Origin of the sequence: Nocardiopsis sp. MT53 (genome assembly GCF_019598965.1) — a bacterium.
GTDB classification, from domain to species: Bacteria; Actinomycetota; Actinomycetes; order Streptosporangiales; family Streptosporangiaceae; genus Nocardiopsis; species Nocardiopsis changdeensis.
In genome coordinates, this window is record NZ_CP080599.1 from 4,339,293 (window position 1) to 4,357,320 (window position 18,028).

Sequence of the window (18,028 nt, forward strand, 5' to 3'; positions counted from 1 at the left end):
TCACAGGCGCCTCGACCTGGAGCTTCGAGGGCGTTCGGGAAGGTCGTCACGGGTCTTCCGTATCTCCGAAGACAACTCGTAGTAATCATTTGACAGCGTTCCGCCATGATTTTTCGATAGCCTCGGCACGACCGAAAGCCGCCGAGGCCCCCCGGCCCGGCACCCGCACAGGCTGGAGGGGCCATGCGCAGAACCCGCGTCAAAGCGTCCACGATCCGTGGGCAGCTCAACCGCATCGTGCTCGTGCCGAGCCTGTGCTTCCTGGCCCTGTGGCTGATCGTCGCCGCCGTCGGCACCGTGCAGGCCGTCCGGCTCATGGGCGCCGTCGTCCAGGCCCGCGAGGGCACGGAGGTCTTCGCCACCGCCGTTCTGGAGCTGCGCTCCGAGCGCCGCATGGGCCTGGTCCACCTGGGTCGCCTCGAAGCGGGGGAGGCCGTCGACACCGAGGCCCTGCGCGAGCAGCGCTCCCGCACCGACGCCGCCGTCGCCGACGCCGTCGGCTTCGCCGGGCGCCTGGAGGCCACCCGCGACGACGAGGTCCGCCGCAGCGCCGACGCGTTCACCGAGGCCGCCCAGACCCTGCCGGCCCTGCGCACCGCCCTGGACGACGGCTCCGCCGTCCAGGAGCAGATCCTGGTCGGCTACGCGGAGGTCCTCGACGGCGCCACCGCCGTCACCACCGCCCTGGTGCACACCACCGACGGCGGGGAGAACCTCACCGACGCCGTCCTGACCAGCGAGCTCCTGCGTGCCGCCGCCGAGTACTCCACCGCCGACGCCCTCCTGGCCGGGGTCACCGCCCGCGGCACGATGGGCTATGAGGAGACCGCCCACTTCACCTACCTCACCGCCTCCTACCGCGACACCCTGGCCGAGGCCGCCCCCCTGCTCTCACCGGCCGTGGGCGCCCGGCAGGAGGAGATGGCGGCCGACCCGGCCTGGATCCGGGCCGAGGACATCAGCCGCAGGGTCGTCACCCGCTCCCCGGCGACCGCCGCCGACGACCCCGGGCAGGGCCCGTCCCCGGAGTGGAGCACCGCCGTCGACGTCGACGGCGCCGACTGGGACGAGTCCTCCGGCGCCTCCGTCGCCCTGATCGACGAGCTGGCCCGCGCCCAGGCCGACCGGACCGTGGACCTGGCCTGGAGGGCCTCCCTCGCTCAGGTGTCCTTCGGGGTGGCGGCCGCCCTGGTCAGCCTGGCCGGCGGCGCCATCGCCCTGGCCACCGTCCGCCGCTCCTCCCGGCGCCTCACCGACCGGCTCGCCCTGCTGCGCGAACGCGTCATGGAGCGCGACGACGACCTGCCCGACATCGTCGAGCGGGCCCAGCGCGGGGACCGGGTGGACGCCCACGAGGAGCTGCCCCCGCTGGACGAGTTCGGCGACGACGAGATCGGCCAGGTCGCCGAGGCGTTCGACAGCGCCCAGCTCACCGCCGTCGAGGCGGCCGTGCGGCAGGCGGAGATCCGCCGCGGCGCCAACAAGGCGTTCCTGGGCATCGCCTTCCGCAACCAGAACCTCGTCCAGCGCCAGCTGCGGCTGCTCGATGAGATCGAGTACGACGAACAGGACCCCGAGGCCCTCGGCCGGCTGTTCCGGCTCGACCACCTCACCACTCGGGCCCGCCGGTACGCCGACAACCTCATCATCCTCGGCGGGGGCCAGTCCGCCCGCCGCTGGCGCCAGCCGCGCCCCCTCGTGGACGTGCTGCGCGCCGCCATCGCCGAGACCGAGGACTTCGAACGGGTCCGGCTGACCTCGGCGCCCCGCATGCTCATGCACGGCCAGGCCGTCGCCGACATCGTGCACCTGCTGGCCGAGCTGATCGAGAACGCCACCCAGTTCTCCCCGGCGGGCACCCCGGTGGACGTGGGCTGCGGCCCCTGCCCGGAGGGACTGCTGGTGGAGGTCGAGGACCGCGGCCTGGGCATGTCCGAGCACGGGTACGAGCAGGCCCGCCGCACCCTGGCGCGGCCGCCTGAGTTCGACGTGATGGCGCTGCCCGACGACCCCAGGCTGGGACTGTTCGTGGTGGCCCGCCTGGCCGAACGCCACGGCGTGCGGGTGTGGCTGGAGCCCTCGCCGTACGGGGGCACCCGGGCGATCACCCTCGTTCCCAAGTCCCTGCTGGAGCCCGCCGACGCCCCGCCGGCCGCCGGCCCGCGCGGCGTGGTCCCGGCCGCGGCGGCTCCCCCCGAGGGGGACGTGCGCCGGGCGTTCGGCCTGTCGGAGGCCCGGGCCGGGTCCGCCCCCGCGGGCGTGCGCCCCGAACGCGAGCCGGAACGCTGGGCCGCCCCGGAGGATGGGCCCGACCTGCGGCCGGTCGCCGCCGAGGGCCCCGACACCGGCGACCCCGGCACCGCCGACCCCGCGGAGCCGGACCCCCGCACCGGAACGCCCCCCGAGCGCGTCGGGCCCTCGGGCGCCCCGAACCCGTACACCGAACCGCCCCGGCCCACCGGGCCCCTGGCGGCCTTCGCCGACGACGGCCCCGCGGAACCGGGGGGCCCGCGCCCCGAACCGGTCCGGGACACCGGTCCCCGCGCGGTCCCCGGCCCCGGAACCGGCCGGCCGGCCCTCCACTCGGGCGCGATCCCGGTCACCGGACCCCGGGCCGCCTCCGGCGGCGGGGAGACGGGCCCGCAACGGCTCCCGGGCACCGGCGCGCAGGCGGCCCCCGGCGACGGGGCCGGCGTTCACACGGGTCCGGTCCGGAGCGTCGGACCCCGGGCCGCCGCGGGCGACGCCCCGGGCGGGCCCGGCCCGGACGCCGACCGTGTCCGGACCACCGGCCCGCAGGCACCGGCCGACCCCCGCCCGCCGGCCGGGGAGCCCCCGCGCGGGCCGCACCCGGCCGACGCCCCGGGCGAGATCGACCTGTTCGCCGAACCACCCGCCTTCGACGACGTGCCCGCCGGCGAGCGGCGGCCGCGGTACCCCGCGGACCCCCGCCCCGGCGGCCCGGGCCCGGACGCCGACCGGCAGTGGGACGTGCGCTGGGGGGACAGCGGCCCGCAGGAGGTGCTCGGTGACCTCCGTCGGCACCACGCCGAACCGCGGCACCGCACCGATCCCTTCCGCGCCACCGGACCCGGGGCGGCGCCCGGAGCCCCGGGCGGGTACCCGGGCGACCCCACCGAACCCCTGCCCCACCTGACGGCGGAGCACCGCCGCCCCGACCCGGCCCCGCCGCGCCCCGGCACGGCGCCCGAGAACGGTCGCCCGGCCCCCCGCCGCGACCTGCCCCCGGGGTTCACCGGCCCCCGCCCCGTCGGCCCCGACCACGGCCGCCCGGCCGGCCCGTGGCCGGACGGCGCACCGACCGCGCCCTTCCCGACCCCGGACGGCCGGCCCGCCGACGGGGACCCGCGCGGCGCCCCCGACGACCGCGCCGAGGGCCCCCGGCGCTCCCGTCGGGCCCCCGACGGCCCCCCGGACCCGGAACGGGCGCCCCTGCCCAAACGCCCCGCGCCCCGCGAGCGGGACGTCCCCCGAGTACCGGCCCCCACACCACCGGGAGGACACAGTGAGCCATGACGGACGCCGGGCCCTGGCCCGGCACGAAGGGGAAGGCGCGGACCTCGACCCCGACGGCGGGGCCGACCCGGACCGGGCCGAGGAGCGGTTCCTGCGCCCGTTCGCCGTGGCCGCAGGGGACCCGGACGGAACCGGCCCGGGTCCGGGTCCCGAGACGCTGGACCTGCTCACCCTGGTGGTCGCCGCGCGCACCCCGGGGCGCCGGGAATGGCTGCGCCCGGAGCGCGAGGCCATCCTCCGCCATGCCCTGCGGGCCCGCACCGTCGTCGAGCTGGCCGCCGAGGTCAACCTCCCCGTCGGCCAGGTCAGGGAGATGGCCGCCCGCATGATCGCGGACGGCTCCCTGCAACGGTGCGGCCCCTCCCGCCCGCTGGCCCGCAAGGACATCCTGCACGCCGTCCTCGTCGGCCTGCGCTCCCTGTAACGCCCGCACCCGCGGCGACGGGCCCGGACCGGTCCTCCACCGGTGCGCGCCCTCTCCGCGGCCCGGCCCCGGCCATCCCGGCCCCGGTCGCCCTCTGCCCGTGCGCGCCCTCCGCGGACCGGCGGCCCCGCGGCGTCCGGCCCCGGCCACGACCGGTCTTCCGCCCATGCGCGCCCTCCGCTGGCCGGCCCCGGCCGCCCCGGCCGCGGCCGGCCCTCTGCCCGTGCGCGCTTCCTCCGCTGTCCGGTGGCGTCCGGCCCGGACCGGCTCTCCATCGGTGTGCGCCCTCTCCGCGGCCCGGTGCCGACCGGCCCCGGCCATCCCGGCCACGGCCATCCCGGCCACGGCCGCTCCGGCCACGGTCGGCCCTCTGCCCACGCGCGCCCTTTCCCTGGACCGGCGGCCCAGCGGTATCCGGCCCCAACCGCTCCGGATGCGACCGGCCCTCCGCTCGTGCGCGCTTCCTCCGCCGACCGGCGCCGGCCCGGTCCCGACCGGTCCCGGCCCCCGGGCACGAGCGGCCCTCCGCCTGCGTGCGCCTTCTCGACGGATCGGCGGCGACCGAACTCAGAAGGGAGCGGCCATGACCGCCCTGGACACGACCGTTCCCGCCCGCCCCGGGCACGACCGTCCCCGGGGTGGAGCCGTCCCCGCCCCCGTTCCCATCCCCGTCCCCGGCCGGTTCCCGTTCCCCCGGACGGCACCCCGATGTCCCCCGCCCGTCCCCCGACGTCCCCCACCCCGCCGGATTGACCCGGGCGCGAGCGGGAAGGGGACCGAACCGGGTGGCGGCGCGTGTCGCAACGGAGTTATCCACAGGTTCCGGAACACGCTGGTCCCGACCTCGTGAGCGGCCCAGCATGAAAGGGAGCCGGACGGTCCGGGAAGGTCCCGCACCGCGCCGGTCGGAGGTCCCATGTCCTTCATCCGCCCGCTCGCGGCGTTCCTCGCCGCGGTGTTCACGCTCGCGCTCACGACGGCCGCCGCCGTCACCGACCTACGAGGGGGAGAGTTGGACGGCTTCAGCATCGGACATCTGCCAGTGGCGATCGACGACCGGACCTCGGTCTCCGACTTCGAGTACGAGTGGGGGGACGTCGCCTTCTCCAGCAGGGTGTGGGAACGCCCCCGGGAGGGGGGAGGCGCCGAGGTGGTGCTCCAGGTCCTGGTCCTGCGCGGGGACGGGCTCACCGACCTGGACGCGCTGCGGGCCTTCCTCGCCGAGTACCACGAGCGCGACCCCGACGAGTGGGAACTCACCCCGTTCGACAACGGCGGGGTCCCGGCGCTGCACGGTGAGACCGAGGCCTTCTGGACCCCGGGAACGGGCGTCGCGGTGGAGGTCCGCGACGCCTTCGGGATCCTCGGTCCCGAAGAACTGCTGGCCACCGCCCGGGGGATCACCCTCGCCGACCCCCGCTGAGAAGGGAGCGGCCCGGCGCGCCGCGGACGTCCTCCGCGGTACGCCGGGCCGGGCCCGACTCCGGAGCCGCCCCGCGGGCGGCGCCGGGGCGGCGGCTCAGCAGCCGTCCAGCACCCCGCGCAGCGCGGCCTCCTCGTCGGTGTCCACGCTCAGGTCCCACACGTGCTTGACCTCGATCCACGCGGCCGCGTACTCGCAGTGCACGGACTCCAGTGGGGGCATCCAGTCGGCGGGGTCGGCGTCGCCCTTGGACCGGTTGGTCGTGGCGCTGACCGCCCACAGCTGCGGCGACGACTCCAGGTCGTTGGCGAACCGCTCCCGCTCCTCGGTGGTCCACGCGTGGGCCCCCGAGCGCCAGCCCTCCTTCAGCGGCACCATGTGGTCGATGTCGAGGTCCTGGGGGTCGGTGAAGGTCTCGCCGTCGTAGGCGCTGTACCAGGACCCGGAGACCGCGCGGCAGTCCTCGTTCATCTCCACGTTCTCGCCGGAGCGCTCCAGCACCGTCTGCCGGGTGTCGCACCCGTCCTGGCTGCTCCAGTGGGGGAACATCGCGCGGTCGTATCCGGGCGGGTCGTTCTCCGCCTCGACGGTCAGCTCGTCCAGCATGGTCCGGGCCTGCTCGACGGACACGTCCCCGGAGGGGGAGGAGGGGGCGCCGTCCCGAGGGGCGCCGGTGTCCTCCTCCAGGCCCAGGTCGATGATCCCGAGCTGGTACAGGACGAACGCTGCGACGACGATCGCGCCGACGACGGCGGAGATGATCCCGCCCAGCTTCGACGACGACTTCTTATCGGCCATGAGGGAACTCCACGGGCTGGTGAACGGGGAGCGCCGCCGTGGAGCGGCGCCGACCTCCAGCTTGTCGCATTCCGGGGCCGGTCGGGAACATTCGGCGACGCCGCCCCCGATCCGGACGACCGGAACGGGGACCGCCGAGCGGTCCGCCGCCCCCTGGTGCCCATGGGACGGGAGGGGCTCAGGAGGCGACGAGGTCGAACACGAACGATCCGGCCAGGAGCAGCCCCACACCCGCGCTGTACACCCACGCACGTCCCCGGTGGTCCGGCAGGTCCCGCAGCGTGCGCCACCCGTACAGCAGCGCCCCGGCCGCCACCAGCGCGCCCTCCACCACGGCCGCCGCCACGGGGGCCTCCCACAGGCCCAGGCCCAGCAGCGGCGGTCCGGAACCGCCGGGCAGCAGCGGCATGTCGGGCCGGTGCACCAGCAGGTCGAGCAGCCAGTGCGAGAACACCACCCCGCCCAGCACCCACCCGGCATCGGGCCCCCACCGCCCCCGCAGGAACACATGCACCAGCAGCCCCACGACCACCGCGAACACCACGTTCGACACCAGGGCGTGCGAGAACGGCGCCGTGATGAGCAGCGACCCGTACCCGCTCAGCCCGGGGGCGGCGGGCGCCATGGACTCCGCGCCCAGCGCGGCCAGTGGCGCGAACACCAGGTCGGGGACCTGTGAGGCCACCAGCAGCGCCGCCATCGGTATCTCCGGCCGCCACGCCTTGACGATCCCGGCCACCCCGAAGTGTCCCGCCAGCATCAGTCCGCCCTCCGCCCGCGGGCCGCCCCGCCGTCGTCCCCGTTCCCGGGCCAGTCCCGGTAAGCGCGCACAAAGCCCTCCACCAGCAGCGCGAAGCTCTCGTCCACGTCCTCGGGCAGGCCGAACCCGCCCTGCACCTCCAGGTCCACGAAGCCGTGGAGCGCGCTGCGCAGCGCCCGGACCGCGTGCACCGACCGGTCCTCGGTGATCCCGAACCCGCGCAGCACCGCCGCCAGCACCGCGACCGGATCGGTGTCCAGCTTCACGTCGGGAGCGGCCATCCGGGGGAGCCGCTGCAGGTGGACGTAGCGCCCGGGGTGCGCGTGGGCGTAGGCGCGGTAGGCGTCGGCGCAGGCACGCAGCGCGTCCGGCCCGGAGCGGCCCACCGCCGCCCGCTGGACGGCCTCGCCGATCTCGTTCGCGGCCAGCACCGCTATCCCGCTCCGCAGCCCCGGCAGGCCCTCCACGTGCTTGTACAGGCTGGGCACGGCCACGCCGAACCGCTTGGCCACCGCGGCCAGGGACAACGCCTCCCAGCCCTGCTCGTCCACCAGCCGGGCGGCCTCGGCGACCACCAGCTCGGGTGTGAGTCCGGCCCTAGGCATCGGCGCGCACCTGCGCGATCAGCTCCTCCAGCACCGGCACGACCAGGTCGGGCCGCTGGCTCTGGGGGTAGTGGCCGCACTCGGGCAGCATCACCACCCGGCCGCCGACGACCGAGCCCACCCAGGCGGCCTCCGCCGCCGGGTCCGCCCAGTCGGGGTCCAGCTCGCCGCCGACGACCACGGCCCGGGCGCGCAGGCCCTCCGCGGCCAGGACCTCCTCGTTCGGCGCGTTCACGGTGTCGCGCACCGCGCGGAACCGGTCGGCGGGGCGCAGCATCGCCAGGACCCGGTCCAGCTGCTCCCGGTGCCCCTGCGGCGTGCGGCCCTTGTGCAGGCCGTCGTAGAAGCCGGTCAGCAGCCGCGGTCCCCAGGGGCGCAGCAGCATCAGCCGCAGGGCGGCCCGCATGAACACGTTCGGCTTCCCGGCGCGCAGGAAGGCGGCCATGGGAACGATGCCGGCCACCAGGTCGGGGCGCTCCAGTGCGGCGATGGTCACGGCGGCGCCGCCCATCGAGGTGCCGACCATGACGACGTCCCGCCCGCCCAGCTCCTCGGCCAGCGCGATGGCGTCCGTGGCCGCGGCCCGGTTGGTGTGGTCGTCGAAGGTCGCGTCGCTGTCCCCGTGCCCGCGCAGGTCCATGACGGCGACCCGGTGCCCGGCCGCGGCCAGGGCCTCGCCCACGAACCGGAAGGACGCGCGGTGGTCGAACATCCCGGGCACGCAGACCACCAGGGTGCCGTCGGTGTGGTCCGCCCCGTACAGGTCGTACGCGATCCGCCCCTGGGGCCGGGTGAGGTGTCGCACGGTCCGCTCTCCACTGCTCAAGCTCATCTCCATAGCCATGAAGCTAAGGGCATTAGCTTCGGGTGTCAAGAGCCCCTAGTGAAGGGGAACCGGGAGCCGTGCGGACGCCCGCGGCCGCGGAACCGATAGCGTGACGGTGGAGCGCAGGTCAGGGGCGGCGGAGGGGAAAAGAGGGTGTGCCCCCTCCGGGCCCGACCTACACTGCAAGGCAGATCGGGCCCCGGCCCGCCTACGAATCAGAGAGCAAGCACAGTGACCGACATCATCGACGAACTCCAGTGGCGCGGCCTCATCGCGCAGACGACCGACCTTGACGCACTCCGCAAGGCGCTCGCCGATGGTCCGATCACCCTGTATTGCGGCTTCGACCCGACGGCGGGGAGCCTGCACGTCGGCCACCTCACCCAGATCCTCACCCTGGCCCGCTTCCAGCAGGCGGGCCACCGGCCCATCGCCCTGGTCGGCGGCGGGACGGGCATGATCGGCGACCCCAAGCCGAACGCCGAGCGCCAGCTCAACTCCGTGGAGACCGTGCTCGGCTGGGTGGAGGCGCTGCGCGGCCAGCTGTCCGCCTTCCTGCGGTTCGCCCCGGAGGGGGAGACCCCGGGGGCGACCGACGCGATCCTGGCCAACAACGCCGAATGGCTGTCGGGGATCAATGCCATCGAGTTCCTGCGCGACGTGGGCAAGCACTTCAGCGTCAACCAGATGCTCGCCCGCGAGACCGTCAAGAGCCGCCTCGACGGCGAGGGGATGAGCTACACCGAGTTCAGCTACGTGCTGCTGCAGTCCTACGACTTCGTGCAGCTGTACCGGCGCTTCGGGTGCACGCTCCAGACCGGCGGCTCCGACCAGTGGGGCAACATCACCGCGGGCCTGGACCTCGTCCGCCGGATCGACGGCAACGAGCCCCACGGCCAGGCGCACGCCCTGACCACCAACCTGCTCACCAAGGCGGACGGCACCAAGTTCGGCAAGACCGAGACCGGCACGGTGTGGCTGGACCCGGAGCTGACCTCGCCGTACGCGTTCTACCAGTTCTGGTTCAACGCCGACGACCGCGACGTGGCCCGCTACCTCAAGGTGTTCAGCTTCCGCTCGCAGGAGGAGATCGCCGAGCTGGAGCGCCAGACGCAGGAGCGCCCGCAGGCCCGCGCCGCCCAGCGCGCCCTGGCGGAGGAGCTCACGACCCTGGTGCACGGCGCGGACGAGTGCCGCAAGGTCATCGACGCCAGCCTGGCCCTCTTCGGCCGCGCCGAGCTCTCCGAGCTCGACGCGCGCACCCTGGAGGCGGCCCTGGCCGAGGTGCCCAAGGCCGAGGTGTCCGGCCCGGTGGCCGATCTGCCGGGGGTCGCGGACCTGTTCGCCCAGAGCGGCCTGACCCCGAGCAAGTCCGCGGCCCGCCGCGCCATCCAGGAGGGCGGTGCCTACGTGAACAACACCAAGGTCACCGACGTGGAGGCGCGCCTGACCGAGGACGACGTCCTCCAGGGGCGGTTCGTGGTGCTGCGCAAGGGCAAGCGCAACATCGGCGGAGTCGTCCTGACCGGCTGAGCCGCGGGACCCACGGGGCCGGCGCCTTCGGGCGTCGGCCCTTCGTGTTGCGGGGAAGGCGGAAAATTTGCCCCGGTATGAGGGTTTCGAGGGGAATCTCCCGGGGAGAACGACTGTTGTCCGATGAACAACGGCCCACGTGAGTGGACGGCTCCCGGTGTGGGGAGCGGCCCGAGGCACGAGGCCCCCAGGACCCAGAGACGCAACCGCGCCCCACGGGCGCCAGGTCCCCGGTTCGACACCCGACCCGGGCCACGGTTTGACGTCCTCGGTACACCTCCCTATACTCGAAAGAGCCGCTGCGGGACGGCGAGCGCCCAGAGGGCGTCTTCGGCCCCGGACCGCGTCGAAGCGGCACCTCCTCTTCACTCCGACCAGAGCGTCACGGGCATGCGCCCGCAGGCGGTAGGCTTCGGAGGCGGCCCTGAAAAGGGCGGCGAAGGAAAACAGGAATTCTTCACTCCTGGTCGGTCCATTCCGGACCACGCCGATTTGGCGAGGAACGGGAACACTGATAAAGTGAAGACACAACAAAGCGGAAACGCAGACGCCTTCCACGGAAGAGCACACGGGACCTGAGGTTCCGGGCTTGTACGGGAAGGGCGGTTGCTTCTTGAGAACTCAACAGCGCGTGTTCGATTTTTACAGCCAAGTTTGTTTTGGCCCCGTCACACGAGAATCGGTGAGATTCGAGTGTGCGAGGTTCCTTTGATTGAGCCAGACATGGTTCGGTCAGGATTTCTTCTAGGTTTCCGAGCCCATCGCGGCTTGGTGCACGACCTTTATGGAGAGTTTGATCCTGGCTCAGGACGAACGCTGGCGGCGTGCTTAACACATGCAAGTCGAGCGGTAAGGCCCTTCGGGGTACACGAGCGGCGAACGGGTGAGTAACACGTGAGCAACCTGCCCCTGACTCCGGGATAAGCGGTGGAAACGCCGTCTAATACCGGATACGACCCTCCTCCGCATGGTGGGGGGTGGAAAGTTCTTCGGTCGGGGATGGGCTCGCGGCCTATCAGCTTGTTGGTGGGGTAACGGCCTACCAAGGCGATTACGGGTAGCCGGCCTGAGAGGGCGACCGGCCACACTGGGACTGAGACACGGCCCAGACTCCTGCGGGAGGCAGCAGTGGGGAATATTGCGCAATGGGCGAAAGCCTGACGCAGCGACGCCGCGTGGGGGATGACGGCCTTCGGGTTGTAAACCTCTTTTACCACTCACGCAGGCCCCGGGTTCTCCCGGGGTTGACGGTAGGTGGGGAATAAGGACCGGCTAACTACGTGCCAGCAGCCGCGGTAATACGTAGGGTCCGAGCGTTGTCCGGAATTATTGGGCGTAAAGAGCTCGTAGGCGGCGTGTCGCGTCTGCTGTGAAAGACCGGGGCTTAACCCCGGTTCTGCAGTGGATACGGGCATGCTAGAGGTAGGTAGGGGAGACTGGAATTCCTGGTGTAGCGGTGAAATGCGCAGATATCAGGAGGAACACCGGTGGCGAAGGCGGGTCTCTGGGCCTTACCTGACGCTGAGGAGCGAAAGCATGGGGAGCGAACAGGATTAGATACCCTGGTAGTCCATGCCGTAAACGTTGGGCGCTAGGTGTGGGGACTTTCCACGGTTTCCGCGCCGTAGCTAACGCATTAAGCGCCCCGCCTGGGGAGTACGGCCGCAAGGCTAAAACTCAAAGGAATTGACGGGGGCCCGCACAAGCGGCGGAGCATGTTGCTTAATTCGACGCAACGCGAAGAACCTTACCAAGGTTTGACATCACCCGTGGACCTGTAGAGATACAGGGTCATTTGGTTGGCGGGTGACAGGTGGTGCATGGCTGTCGTCAGCTCGTGTCGTGAGATGTTGGGTTAAGTCCCGCAACGAGCGCAACCCTTGTTCCATGTTGCCAGCACGTAATGGTGGGGACTCATGGGAGACTGCCGGGGTCAACTCGGAGGAAGGTGGGGACGACGTCAAGTCATCATGCCCCTTATGTCTTGGGCTGCAAACATGCTACAATGGCCGGTACAATGGGCGTGCGATACCGTGAGGTGGAGCGAATCCCTAAAAGCCGGTCTCAGTTCGGATTGGGGTCTGCAACTCGACCCCATGAAGGTGGAGTCGCTAGTAATCGCGGATCAGCAACGCCGCGGTGAATACGTTCCCGGGCCTTGTACACACCGCCCGTCACGTCATGAAAGTCGGCAACACCCGAAACTTGTGGCCTAACCCTTCGGGGAGGGAGTGAGTGAAGGTGGGGCTGGCGATTGGGACGAAGTCGTAACAAGGTAGCCGTACCGGAAGGTGCGGCTGGATCACCTCCTTTCTAAGGAGTCTTTCAAGGCCAACACTTTTCCGATGGTTGGCCGGACTCGAAAGTGGACCCGTTCTCCTCTCTTTGAGGAAGCAGCGGGATGGCTGTAGAACTCATATCGAACTTCCTCCTGGGGGTCCTAGAAGCCTCGGGGGGCGCGCTGTTGGGTGTCTGAGGAAGCAACCCTCGCCTTGGCCTGGTTTCGGGCCAGCGGGTCGGTTGGTTCCCGCGGACCGCCTCTGAGAACTCTCAGAGTCCCTGGTCTGGTGCATCGTTCTTCGTTCGCGAGGTCGGTGTTCCGTGTGTACCGGGTGGCCGAGTGGTGTTGGGGTATGCGGTTGGTGTTTTGATTTGTGAATAGTGTGCGCGAGCATCTTGTTATCTGTAGTGGCCAAGTGATAGTGGCATACGGTGGATGCCTTGGCACCAGGCGCCGATGAAGGACGTGGGAGGCCGCGATAGGCCACGGGGAGCTGTCAACCGAGCTGTGATCCGTGGGTGTCCGAATGGGGGAACCCAGCCCGAGTTGTGTCGGGTTGCCGCCGCCTGAATGTATAGGGCGGTTGGTGGTGACGCGGGGAAGTGAAACATCTCAGTACCCGTAGGAAGAGTAAACAACAGTGATTCTCCTAGTAGTGGTGAGCGAACGGGGAAGAGGCTAAACCGTGCGCGTGTGATAGACGGCAGTCGTTGCGTGTGCGGGGTTGTGGGGCGTGTCTTTTCGGGTCTGCCGGCCCGGAGCACTTGAGATCAGAGCTAGCTGAAACCGTTGGGAAGCGGTACCGGAGTGGGTGAGAGTCCCGTAGGTGAAGGTTCTGGTCGGGTGTTGACGCTGTCCCCGAGTAGCGCGGAGCCCGAGGAATTCCGTGTGAATCTGGCAGGACCACCTGCTAAGCCAAAATACGTCCTGGTGACCGATAGTGCACTAGTACCGTGAGGGAAAGGTGAAAAGTGCCCCGGTGAGGGGTCGTGAAATAGTACCTGAAACCGTGTGCTGTCAAGCCGTCAGAGCTGGGTCTTGTATCTGGTGATGGCGTGCCTTTTGAAGAATGAGCCTGCGAGTCATGGTGTGTGGCGAGGTTAACCCGGGTGGGGTAGCCGTAGGGAAACCGAGTCTGAATAGGGCGATTTGAGTCGCATGCTGTGGACCCGAAGCGGAGTGATCTACCCATGTCCAGGGTGAAGCGGGGGTAAGACCTCGTGGAGGCCCGAACCCACCAGGGTTGAAAACCTGGGGGATGAGGTGTGGGTAGGGGTGAAAGGCCAATCAAACTCCGTGATAGCTGGTTCTCCCCGAAATGCATTTAGGTGCAGCGTTGCGTGTTTCTTGCCGGAGGTAGAGCTACTGTTTGGCTGATGGGCCCGACAAGGTTACTGACGTCAGACAAACTCCGAATGCCGGTGAAGTGAAGCGTGGCAGTGAGACTGCGGGGGATAAGCTTCGTAGTCGAGAGGGAAACAGCCCAGATCATCAGCTAAGGCCCCTAAGCGTGTGCTAAGTGGGAAAGGTTGTGGAGTTGCTGAGACAACCAGGAGGTTGGCTTAGAAGCAGCCATCCTTTAAAGAGTGCGTAATAGCTCACTGGTCAAGTGGTTCTGCGCCGATAATGTAGCGGGGCTTAAGCACACCGCCGAAGCTGTGAAGCTCCACCTTTGGGGTGGGGTTGGTAGGGGAGCGTCGTGCGTTCGGTGAAGCCGCCGAGTGATCGTGTGGTGGAGGGCGTGCGAGTGAGAATGCAGGCATGAGTAGCGAAAGCAACGTGAGAAACGTTGCCGCCGATTGACTAAGGGTTCCTGGGGCAGGTTAATCCGCCCAGGGTGAGTCTGGACCTAAGGCGAGGCCGACAGGCGTAGTCGATGGATAACGGGTTGATATTCCCGTACCCGTGCACGAGCGCCCAGTATCGAATCAGGTGATGCTAACCACGCCGGCCGGCTTTCTGTCCTTCGGGACGGGTTGCTGTGCTGGTCTGGGATCCGAGCTTGTAGTAGGTAAGTGATGGGGTGACGCAGGAGGGTAGCTCTACCCGGCGGTGGTTGTCCGGGGGTAAGCGTGTAGGCCGGGGGGTTGGCAAATCCGCCCCCCATAAATGGCTGAGACGTGATGCGGAGCCGTTTTTGGCGAAGTGAGTGATCCCATGCTGTCGAGAAAAGCCTCTAGCGAGTTCGTGAGCGGCCAGTACCCTAAACCGACGCAGGTGGTCAGGTAGAGAATACCGAGGCGTTCGGGTGAACCATGGTTAAGGAACTCGGCAAATTGTCCCCGTAACTTTGGGAGAAGGGGAGCCCTGTCTGGTGAGAGCCCTTGCGGCTGGAGCTGGGTGGGGTCGCAGATAGCGGGGGGAAGCGACTGTTTATTAAAAACACAGGTCCGTGCGAAGTCGTAAGACGCTGTATACGGACTGACGCCTGCCCGGTGCTGGAACGTTAAGAGGACCGGTTAACGGGGTTCGCCCTGTGAAGCTGGGAATCCAAGCGCCAGTAAACGGCGGTGGTAACTATAACCATCCTAAGGTAGCGAAATTCCTTGTCGGGTAAGTTCCGACCTGCACGAATGGCGTAACGACTTCCCCACTGTCTCAACCATGGGCCCGGTGAAATTGCACTACGAGTAAAGATGCTCGTTTCGCGCAGCAGGACGGAAAGACCCCGGGACCTTCACTATAGCTTGACATTGGTGTTTGGGATGGTTTGTGTAGGATAGGTGGGAGCCGGTGAAACTGCCACGCTAGTGGTGGTGGAGGCGTTGGTGAAATACCACTCTGACTGTTTCGGGCATCTAACCTTGGGCCGTGATCCGGTTCGGGGACAGTGTCTGGTGGGTAGTTTAACTGGGGCGGTTGCCTCCCAAAGAGTAACGGAGGCGCCCAAAGGTTCCCTCAGCCTGGTTGGTAATCAGGTGTTGAGTGTAAGTGCACAAGGGAGCTTGACTGTGAGACGGACGTGTCGAGCAGGAGCGAAAGCTGGGACTAGTGATCCGGCACCGGCGTGTGGAAGCGGTGTCGCTCAACGGCTAAAAGGTACCCCGGGGATAACAGGCTGATCTTCCCCAAGAGTCCATATCGACGGGATGGTTTGGCACCTCGATGTCGGCTCGTCGCATCCTGGGGCTGGAGTTGGTCCCAAGGGTTGGGCTGTTCGCCCATTAAAGCGGCACGCGAGCTGGGTTTAGAACGTCGTGAGACAGTTCGGTCCCTATCCGCTGTGCGCGTTGGAGACTTGAGAAGGGCTGTCCCTAGTACGAGAGGACCGGGACGGACGAACCTCTGGTGTGCCAGTTGTCCTGCCAAGGGCATGGCTGGTTGGCTACGTTCGGGAGGGATAACCGCTGAAAGCATCTAAGCGGGAAGCTTGCTTCGAGATGAGGTCTCCTGCCTCCTTTGAGAGGGTAAGGCTCCCTAGAGACGATGGGGTTGATAGGCCGGGTGTGGAAGCCCTGTGAGGGGTGGAGCTGACCGGTACTAATAGGCCGAGGGCTTGTCCGCTGCAGATAATTGGGTGCTCGCGCATACGTTTCACATAACTGGTGGAATCTGGTTTTCCTGGTGCTGTGCCCTGGTGGGTGTGGTGTTGGGTGATAGGTTTCCGTGGTGGTTATGGTGGGAGGGTCACACCCGGTTACTTTCCGAACCCGGTCGTTAAGTCTCCTTGCGCTGATGGTACTGCCCTGTGGTGGGGTGGGAGAGTAGGTTGCCGCCACGGTTTTCTTCGGGTTGAGAGCCCCTGCCTTCGGGTGGGGGCTTTCCCTGTTTTCGGGGTGCGGGTGTTTGTGTGTGGGGGGTCGTCCTCGGGGCGGCCCCCCTTTTTTGTGTTCTAGGGGCCTTGGTCGCAGGGGTGGCGGCCGCAGCGGTCTTTCTGCTTGTTCCCTTTTCAATGCTGTGTGGGGTGGGGGTGGGTCTGTCCGGGGTCTCGGGGGTTGCCGGAGGGAGCATCGTCTCCTTCGGCTGCAAGAGGTCGGGGCGGGTGTTTCCTCTGTCCCGGACACCGAGGGGTTTCTGCCTGTCCTGGAGGCCTTGGCCACAGCCGGAGGGCGTCACGCGGCCCGGGCCACAAGGGGTGTCGGTAGAGCGGGACTCGGCCGGACTCCAGGGGGTTTTGGTAGAGCGGGACTCAACCGCAGCCCAAGGGGGTGAGGCGGACTGTGAGGTTTTTCCAGGTCGGTCACCATCTGGGAAGGGCGGTCTGTGGGCGCTCTCTCAGAAGTGTTGTGCTCCACCGATCACCGTTTGGGAAGGTACAGACCCGGGCCGGGCGTCGATCCGTCCCCGCGTACGAGGCCCGGCAGACCGCCGGGCGGGTGCGTTGAGTGCACGTCCGGGGTGGTGGGGGTTGGTTCAGGGGACGGGTCGGCGCCAGGCGGCACGCTCAGCCACAGGTCCAGGGAAAGAACGCTCCGACTGGAAACAGGCTGTTGCTCAGACCTCGCTTGTCACCCCAGCCGCCCGCCGTAGTAACCCCTGTCGGCATTGCCCTCCCCGACCCCTCGGGGGGTGAAGGCAGAGCATTCACGCAGCCCTGGCCCGCGAGGGTCAGGGGAGGAGGGACCGCCGGCCTTCACCCCTCTGTGGCGGAGGTCCCGGTACCTGTCGCCCTCGCCCATCCCGGTACCTGTCGCCTTCACCCCTTGGAGCGAGGTTGCGGTTCTTCTTCCGGGCCGAGGCCGAGGCCGCGGGTACCTGCGGCTGTCACCCGTTGGGGTGCGGATGGAGGTTTCTCCTCCCGACGCCCCCTGGAGCCGGGGAGGGCGGACGGGTCCCGGCTACTCGGACGCGGCGGTGTAGTAGAAGGGCTCGTCATCGTCCCCGTGGTATTCGGGCTCCAGCCGGTCGGACAGGTCGACCTCCACCCCGGACCCGTCGAACGCGGCCCGCACCCGCTCCTCCATCTCCTCACTCAGGTAGTGGTGGTGCAGATCGAGCTTGCGCAGACCAGCGAAGGCCGTGGCCCGGTCCACGAGCACCTGACCGCCCCGGTCCGTGAGGACGCCCAGCGACAGGTCGAGCACATCCAGGCGCTTGAGCACGGGTGCGTCGGCCAGTGCCGGAAGCCACCCGTCCAGCGTCTCGGCGTTGCGCACACCCAGGTACCGCAGTCGGGGAAACACCTCACCCGAGAGCACCGACTCCAGGTCCGACGGCCAGGTGTCACAGCCGTAGTCCGACATCCCCAGCCACAGCTCCAGGTGCTCTAGCGCGGGCAGCCCCGACGACGCCACCTGACGCGCGACCCGGCCCGGCAGGCCCCCGGTCTCCAGCGTCAGGGAACGCAGCGAGGCGTGCGAGGGGATGTGCAGCCCGAGCTCGCCGTCTATGCCGTCGGCGCCCTTCACAGCCAGCTCCTCCAGCCGGGGGAAGGCCGCCACGAGCGGGGCCAGGTCGGGCTGGTCGATCCAAGACAGCTCGCACTCCGAGCCGTCGATGTCGCCGAAGAAGAGCGCACGCAGGTTCGGCAACGCGTGGGCGTGCTCGGTCAGCAGGCGTGCGATCTGGTACTGGCCTCCGGCGGCGGCCTCCCAGTCGCCGATGACCAGTGCACCCACCTGTTCGGTGTCCACCACGGACAGGAAACGGGCGAGGTGCTCCTCGCACGCCTCTCTGTCGTACCGCAGCCGCCAGGCCACGGAGCCGGGAGCGTGCGGATCCCCGCCCCGTTCGCGTGCACGGATGATCCGCTCCTCGTCCGTGCCACTGGCAGGGAACTCGACCACGGGCAGACCCGCGAACTCGGTCAAGTCAGGCATGGAAAATCCCTTCAGGGGGTGGAATGTCCCCCGTACCTAGCAGCTCCGGAGGACAGACGAAGCGCGGTGACTCTGGTACTCC

9 protein-coding genes and 3 rRNA genes are annotated in these 18,028 nt (G+C 69.1%); 7 read left to right on the top strand and 5 right to left on the bottom strand.

The features are described from left to right. The first annotated feature begins 183 nt into the window (after positions 1–183). The 3 genes from K1J57_RS19365 (at position 184) to K1J57_RS19375 (ending at position 5,384) form a co-directional block, all read left to right on the top strand. Positions 184–3,537: a nitrate- and nitrite sensing domain-containing protein gene (locus tag K1J57_RS19365; protein WP_255646431.1), complete on the top strand. Its 3,354-nt coding sequence runs from the start codon at positions 184–186 to the stop codon at positions 3,535–3,537. After that, positions 3,527–3,961 carry a DUF742 domain-containing protein gene (locus K1J57_RS19370; protein WP_220559977.1) on the top strand — a complete coding sequence of 145 codons (435 nt, stop codon included), beginning with the start codon at positions 3,527–3,529 and terminating at the stop codon, positions 3,959–3,961. The genes K1J57_RS19365 and K1J57_RS19370 overlap by 11 nt, the downstream gene beginning before the upstream one ends. 1,012 nt (positions 3,962–4,973) lie before the next feature. Next, complete coding sequence (locus tag K1J57_RS19375) at positions 4,974–5,384, top strand: hypothetical protein (protein WP_220565651.1); 411 nt, start codon at positions 4,974–4,976, stop codon at positions 5,382–5,384. 96 nt (positions 5,385–5,480) lie between these two features. Here K1J57_RS19375 and K1J57_RS19380 read toward each other — a convergent pair whose 3' ends face one another. The 4 genes from K1J57_RS19380 to K1J57_RS19395 all read right to left on the bottom strand — a co-directional run bounded on the left by K1J57_RS19380 (position 5,481) and on the right by K1J57_RS19395 (position 8,352). Next, positions 5,481–6,182, bottom strand: coding sequence for an HNH endonuclease family protein (locus K1J57_RS19380; RefSeq protein ID WP_220559979.1), 702 nt, complete (start codon positions 6,180–6,182; stop codon positions 5,481–5,483). A 178-nt stretch (positions 6,183–6,360) separates the two neighbouring features. After that, on the bottom strand, positions 6,361–6,942 hold the full coding sequence (locus K1J57_RS19385) for a permease (RefSeq protein WP_220559980.1): 582 nt from the start codon (positions 6,940–6,942) through the stop codon (positions 6,361–6,363). Beyond that, on the bottom strand, positions 6,942–7,547 hold the full coding sequence (locus K1J57_RS19390) for a TetR/AcrR family transcriptional regulator (protein ID WP_220559981.1): 606 nt from the start codon (positions 7,545–7,547) through the stop codon (positions 6,942–6,944). The genes K1J57_RS19385 and K1J57_RS19390 overlap by 1 nt, the downstream gene beginning before the upstream one ends. Then, entirely contained in the window at positions 7,540–8,352 is an 813-nt protein-coding gene (locus tag K1J57_RS19395; protein ID WP_220565652.1) for an alpha/beta fold hydrolase, read from the bottom strand. The genes K1J57_RS19390 and K1J57_RS19395 overlap by 8 nt, the downstream gene beginning before the upstream one ends. Before the next feature lie 252 nt (positions 8,353–8,604). On the opposite strand from K1J57_RS19395, the gene tyrS reads away from it, so the two are divergent. The 4 genes from tyrS to rrf all read left to right on the top strand — a co-directional run bounded on the left by tyrS (position 8,605) and on the right by rrf (position 15,908). Beyond that, positions 8,605–9,906 carry a tyrosine--tRNA ligase gene (gene tyrS, locus K1J57_RS19400; protein WP_220559982.1) on the top strand — a complete coding sequence of 434 codons (1,302 nt, stop codon included), beginning with the start codon at positions 8,605–8,607 and terminating at the stop codon, positions 9,904–9,906. A gap of 781 nt (positions 9,907–10,687) precedes the next feature. After that, positions 10,688–12,219 (top strand): 16S ribosomal RNA (locus tag K1J57_RS19405). 376 nt (positions 12,220–12,595) lie between these two features. Continuing rightward, positions 12,596–15,692 (top strand): 23S ribosomal RNA (locus K1J57_RS19410). 100 nt (positions 15,693–15,792) lie between these two features. Next, positions 15,793–15,908 (top strand): 5S ribosomal RNA (gene rrf / locus K1J57_RS19415). Together the 16S, 23S and 5S rRNA genes form the textbook arrangement of a ribosomal RNA operon. 1,057 nt (positions 15,909–16,965) lie before the next feature. On the opposite strand, the gene K1J57_RS19420 is transcribed toward rrf, so the two are convergent. Further along, positions 16,966–17,946: an STM4015 family protein gene (locus K1J57_RS19420; protein ID WP_220559983.1), complete on the bottom strand. Its 981-nt coding sequence runs from the start codon at positions 17,944–17,946 to the stop codon at positions 16,966–16,968. Between the last annotated feature and the right edge of the window lie 82 nt (positions 17,947–18,028).

What these genes read in the sequence shown, in the direction of transcription:
- K1J57_RS19380 (WP_220559979.1), bottom strand. Translation starts at nt 6,182, where the DNA reads ATGGCCGATAAGAAGTCGTCGTCGAAGCTGGGCGGGATCATCTCCGCC.
- K1J57_RS19390 (WP_220559981.1), bottom strand. Translation starts at nt 7,547, where the DNA reads ATGCCTAGGGCCGGACTCACACCCGAGCTGGTGGTCGCCGAGGCCGCC.
- K1J57_RS19365 (WP_255646431.1), top strand. Translation starts at nt 184, where the DNA reads ATGCGCAGAACCCGCGTCAAAGCGTCCACGATCCGTGGGCAGCTCAAC.
- K1J57_RS19385 (WP_220559980.1), bottom strand. Translation starts at nt 6,942, where the DNA reads ATGCTGGCGGGACACTTCGGGGTGGCCGGGATCGTCAAGGCGTGGCGG.
- K1J57_RS19420 (WP_220559983.1), bottom strand. Translation starts at nt 17,946, where the DNA reads ATGCCTGACTTGACCGAGTTCGCGGGTCTGCCCGTGGTCGAGTTCCCT.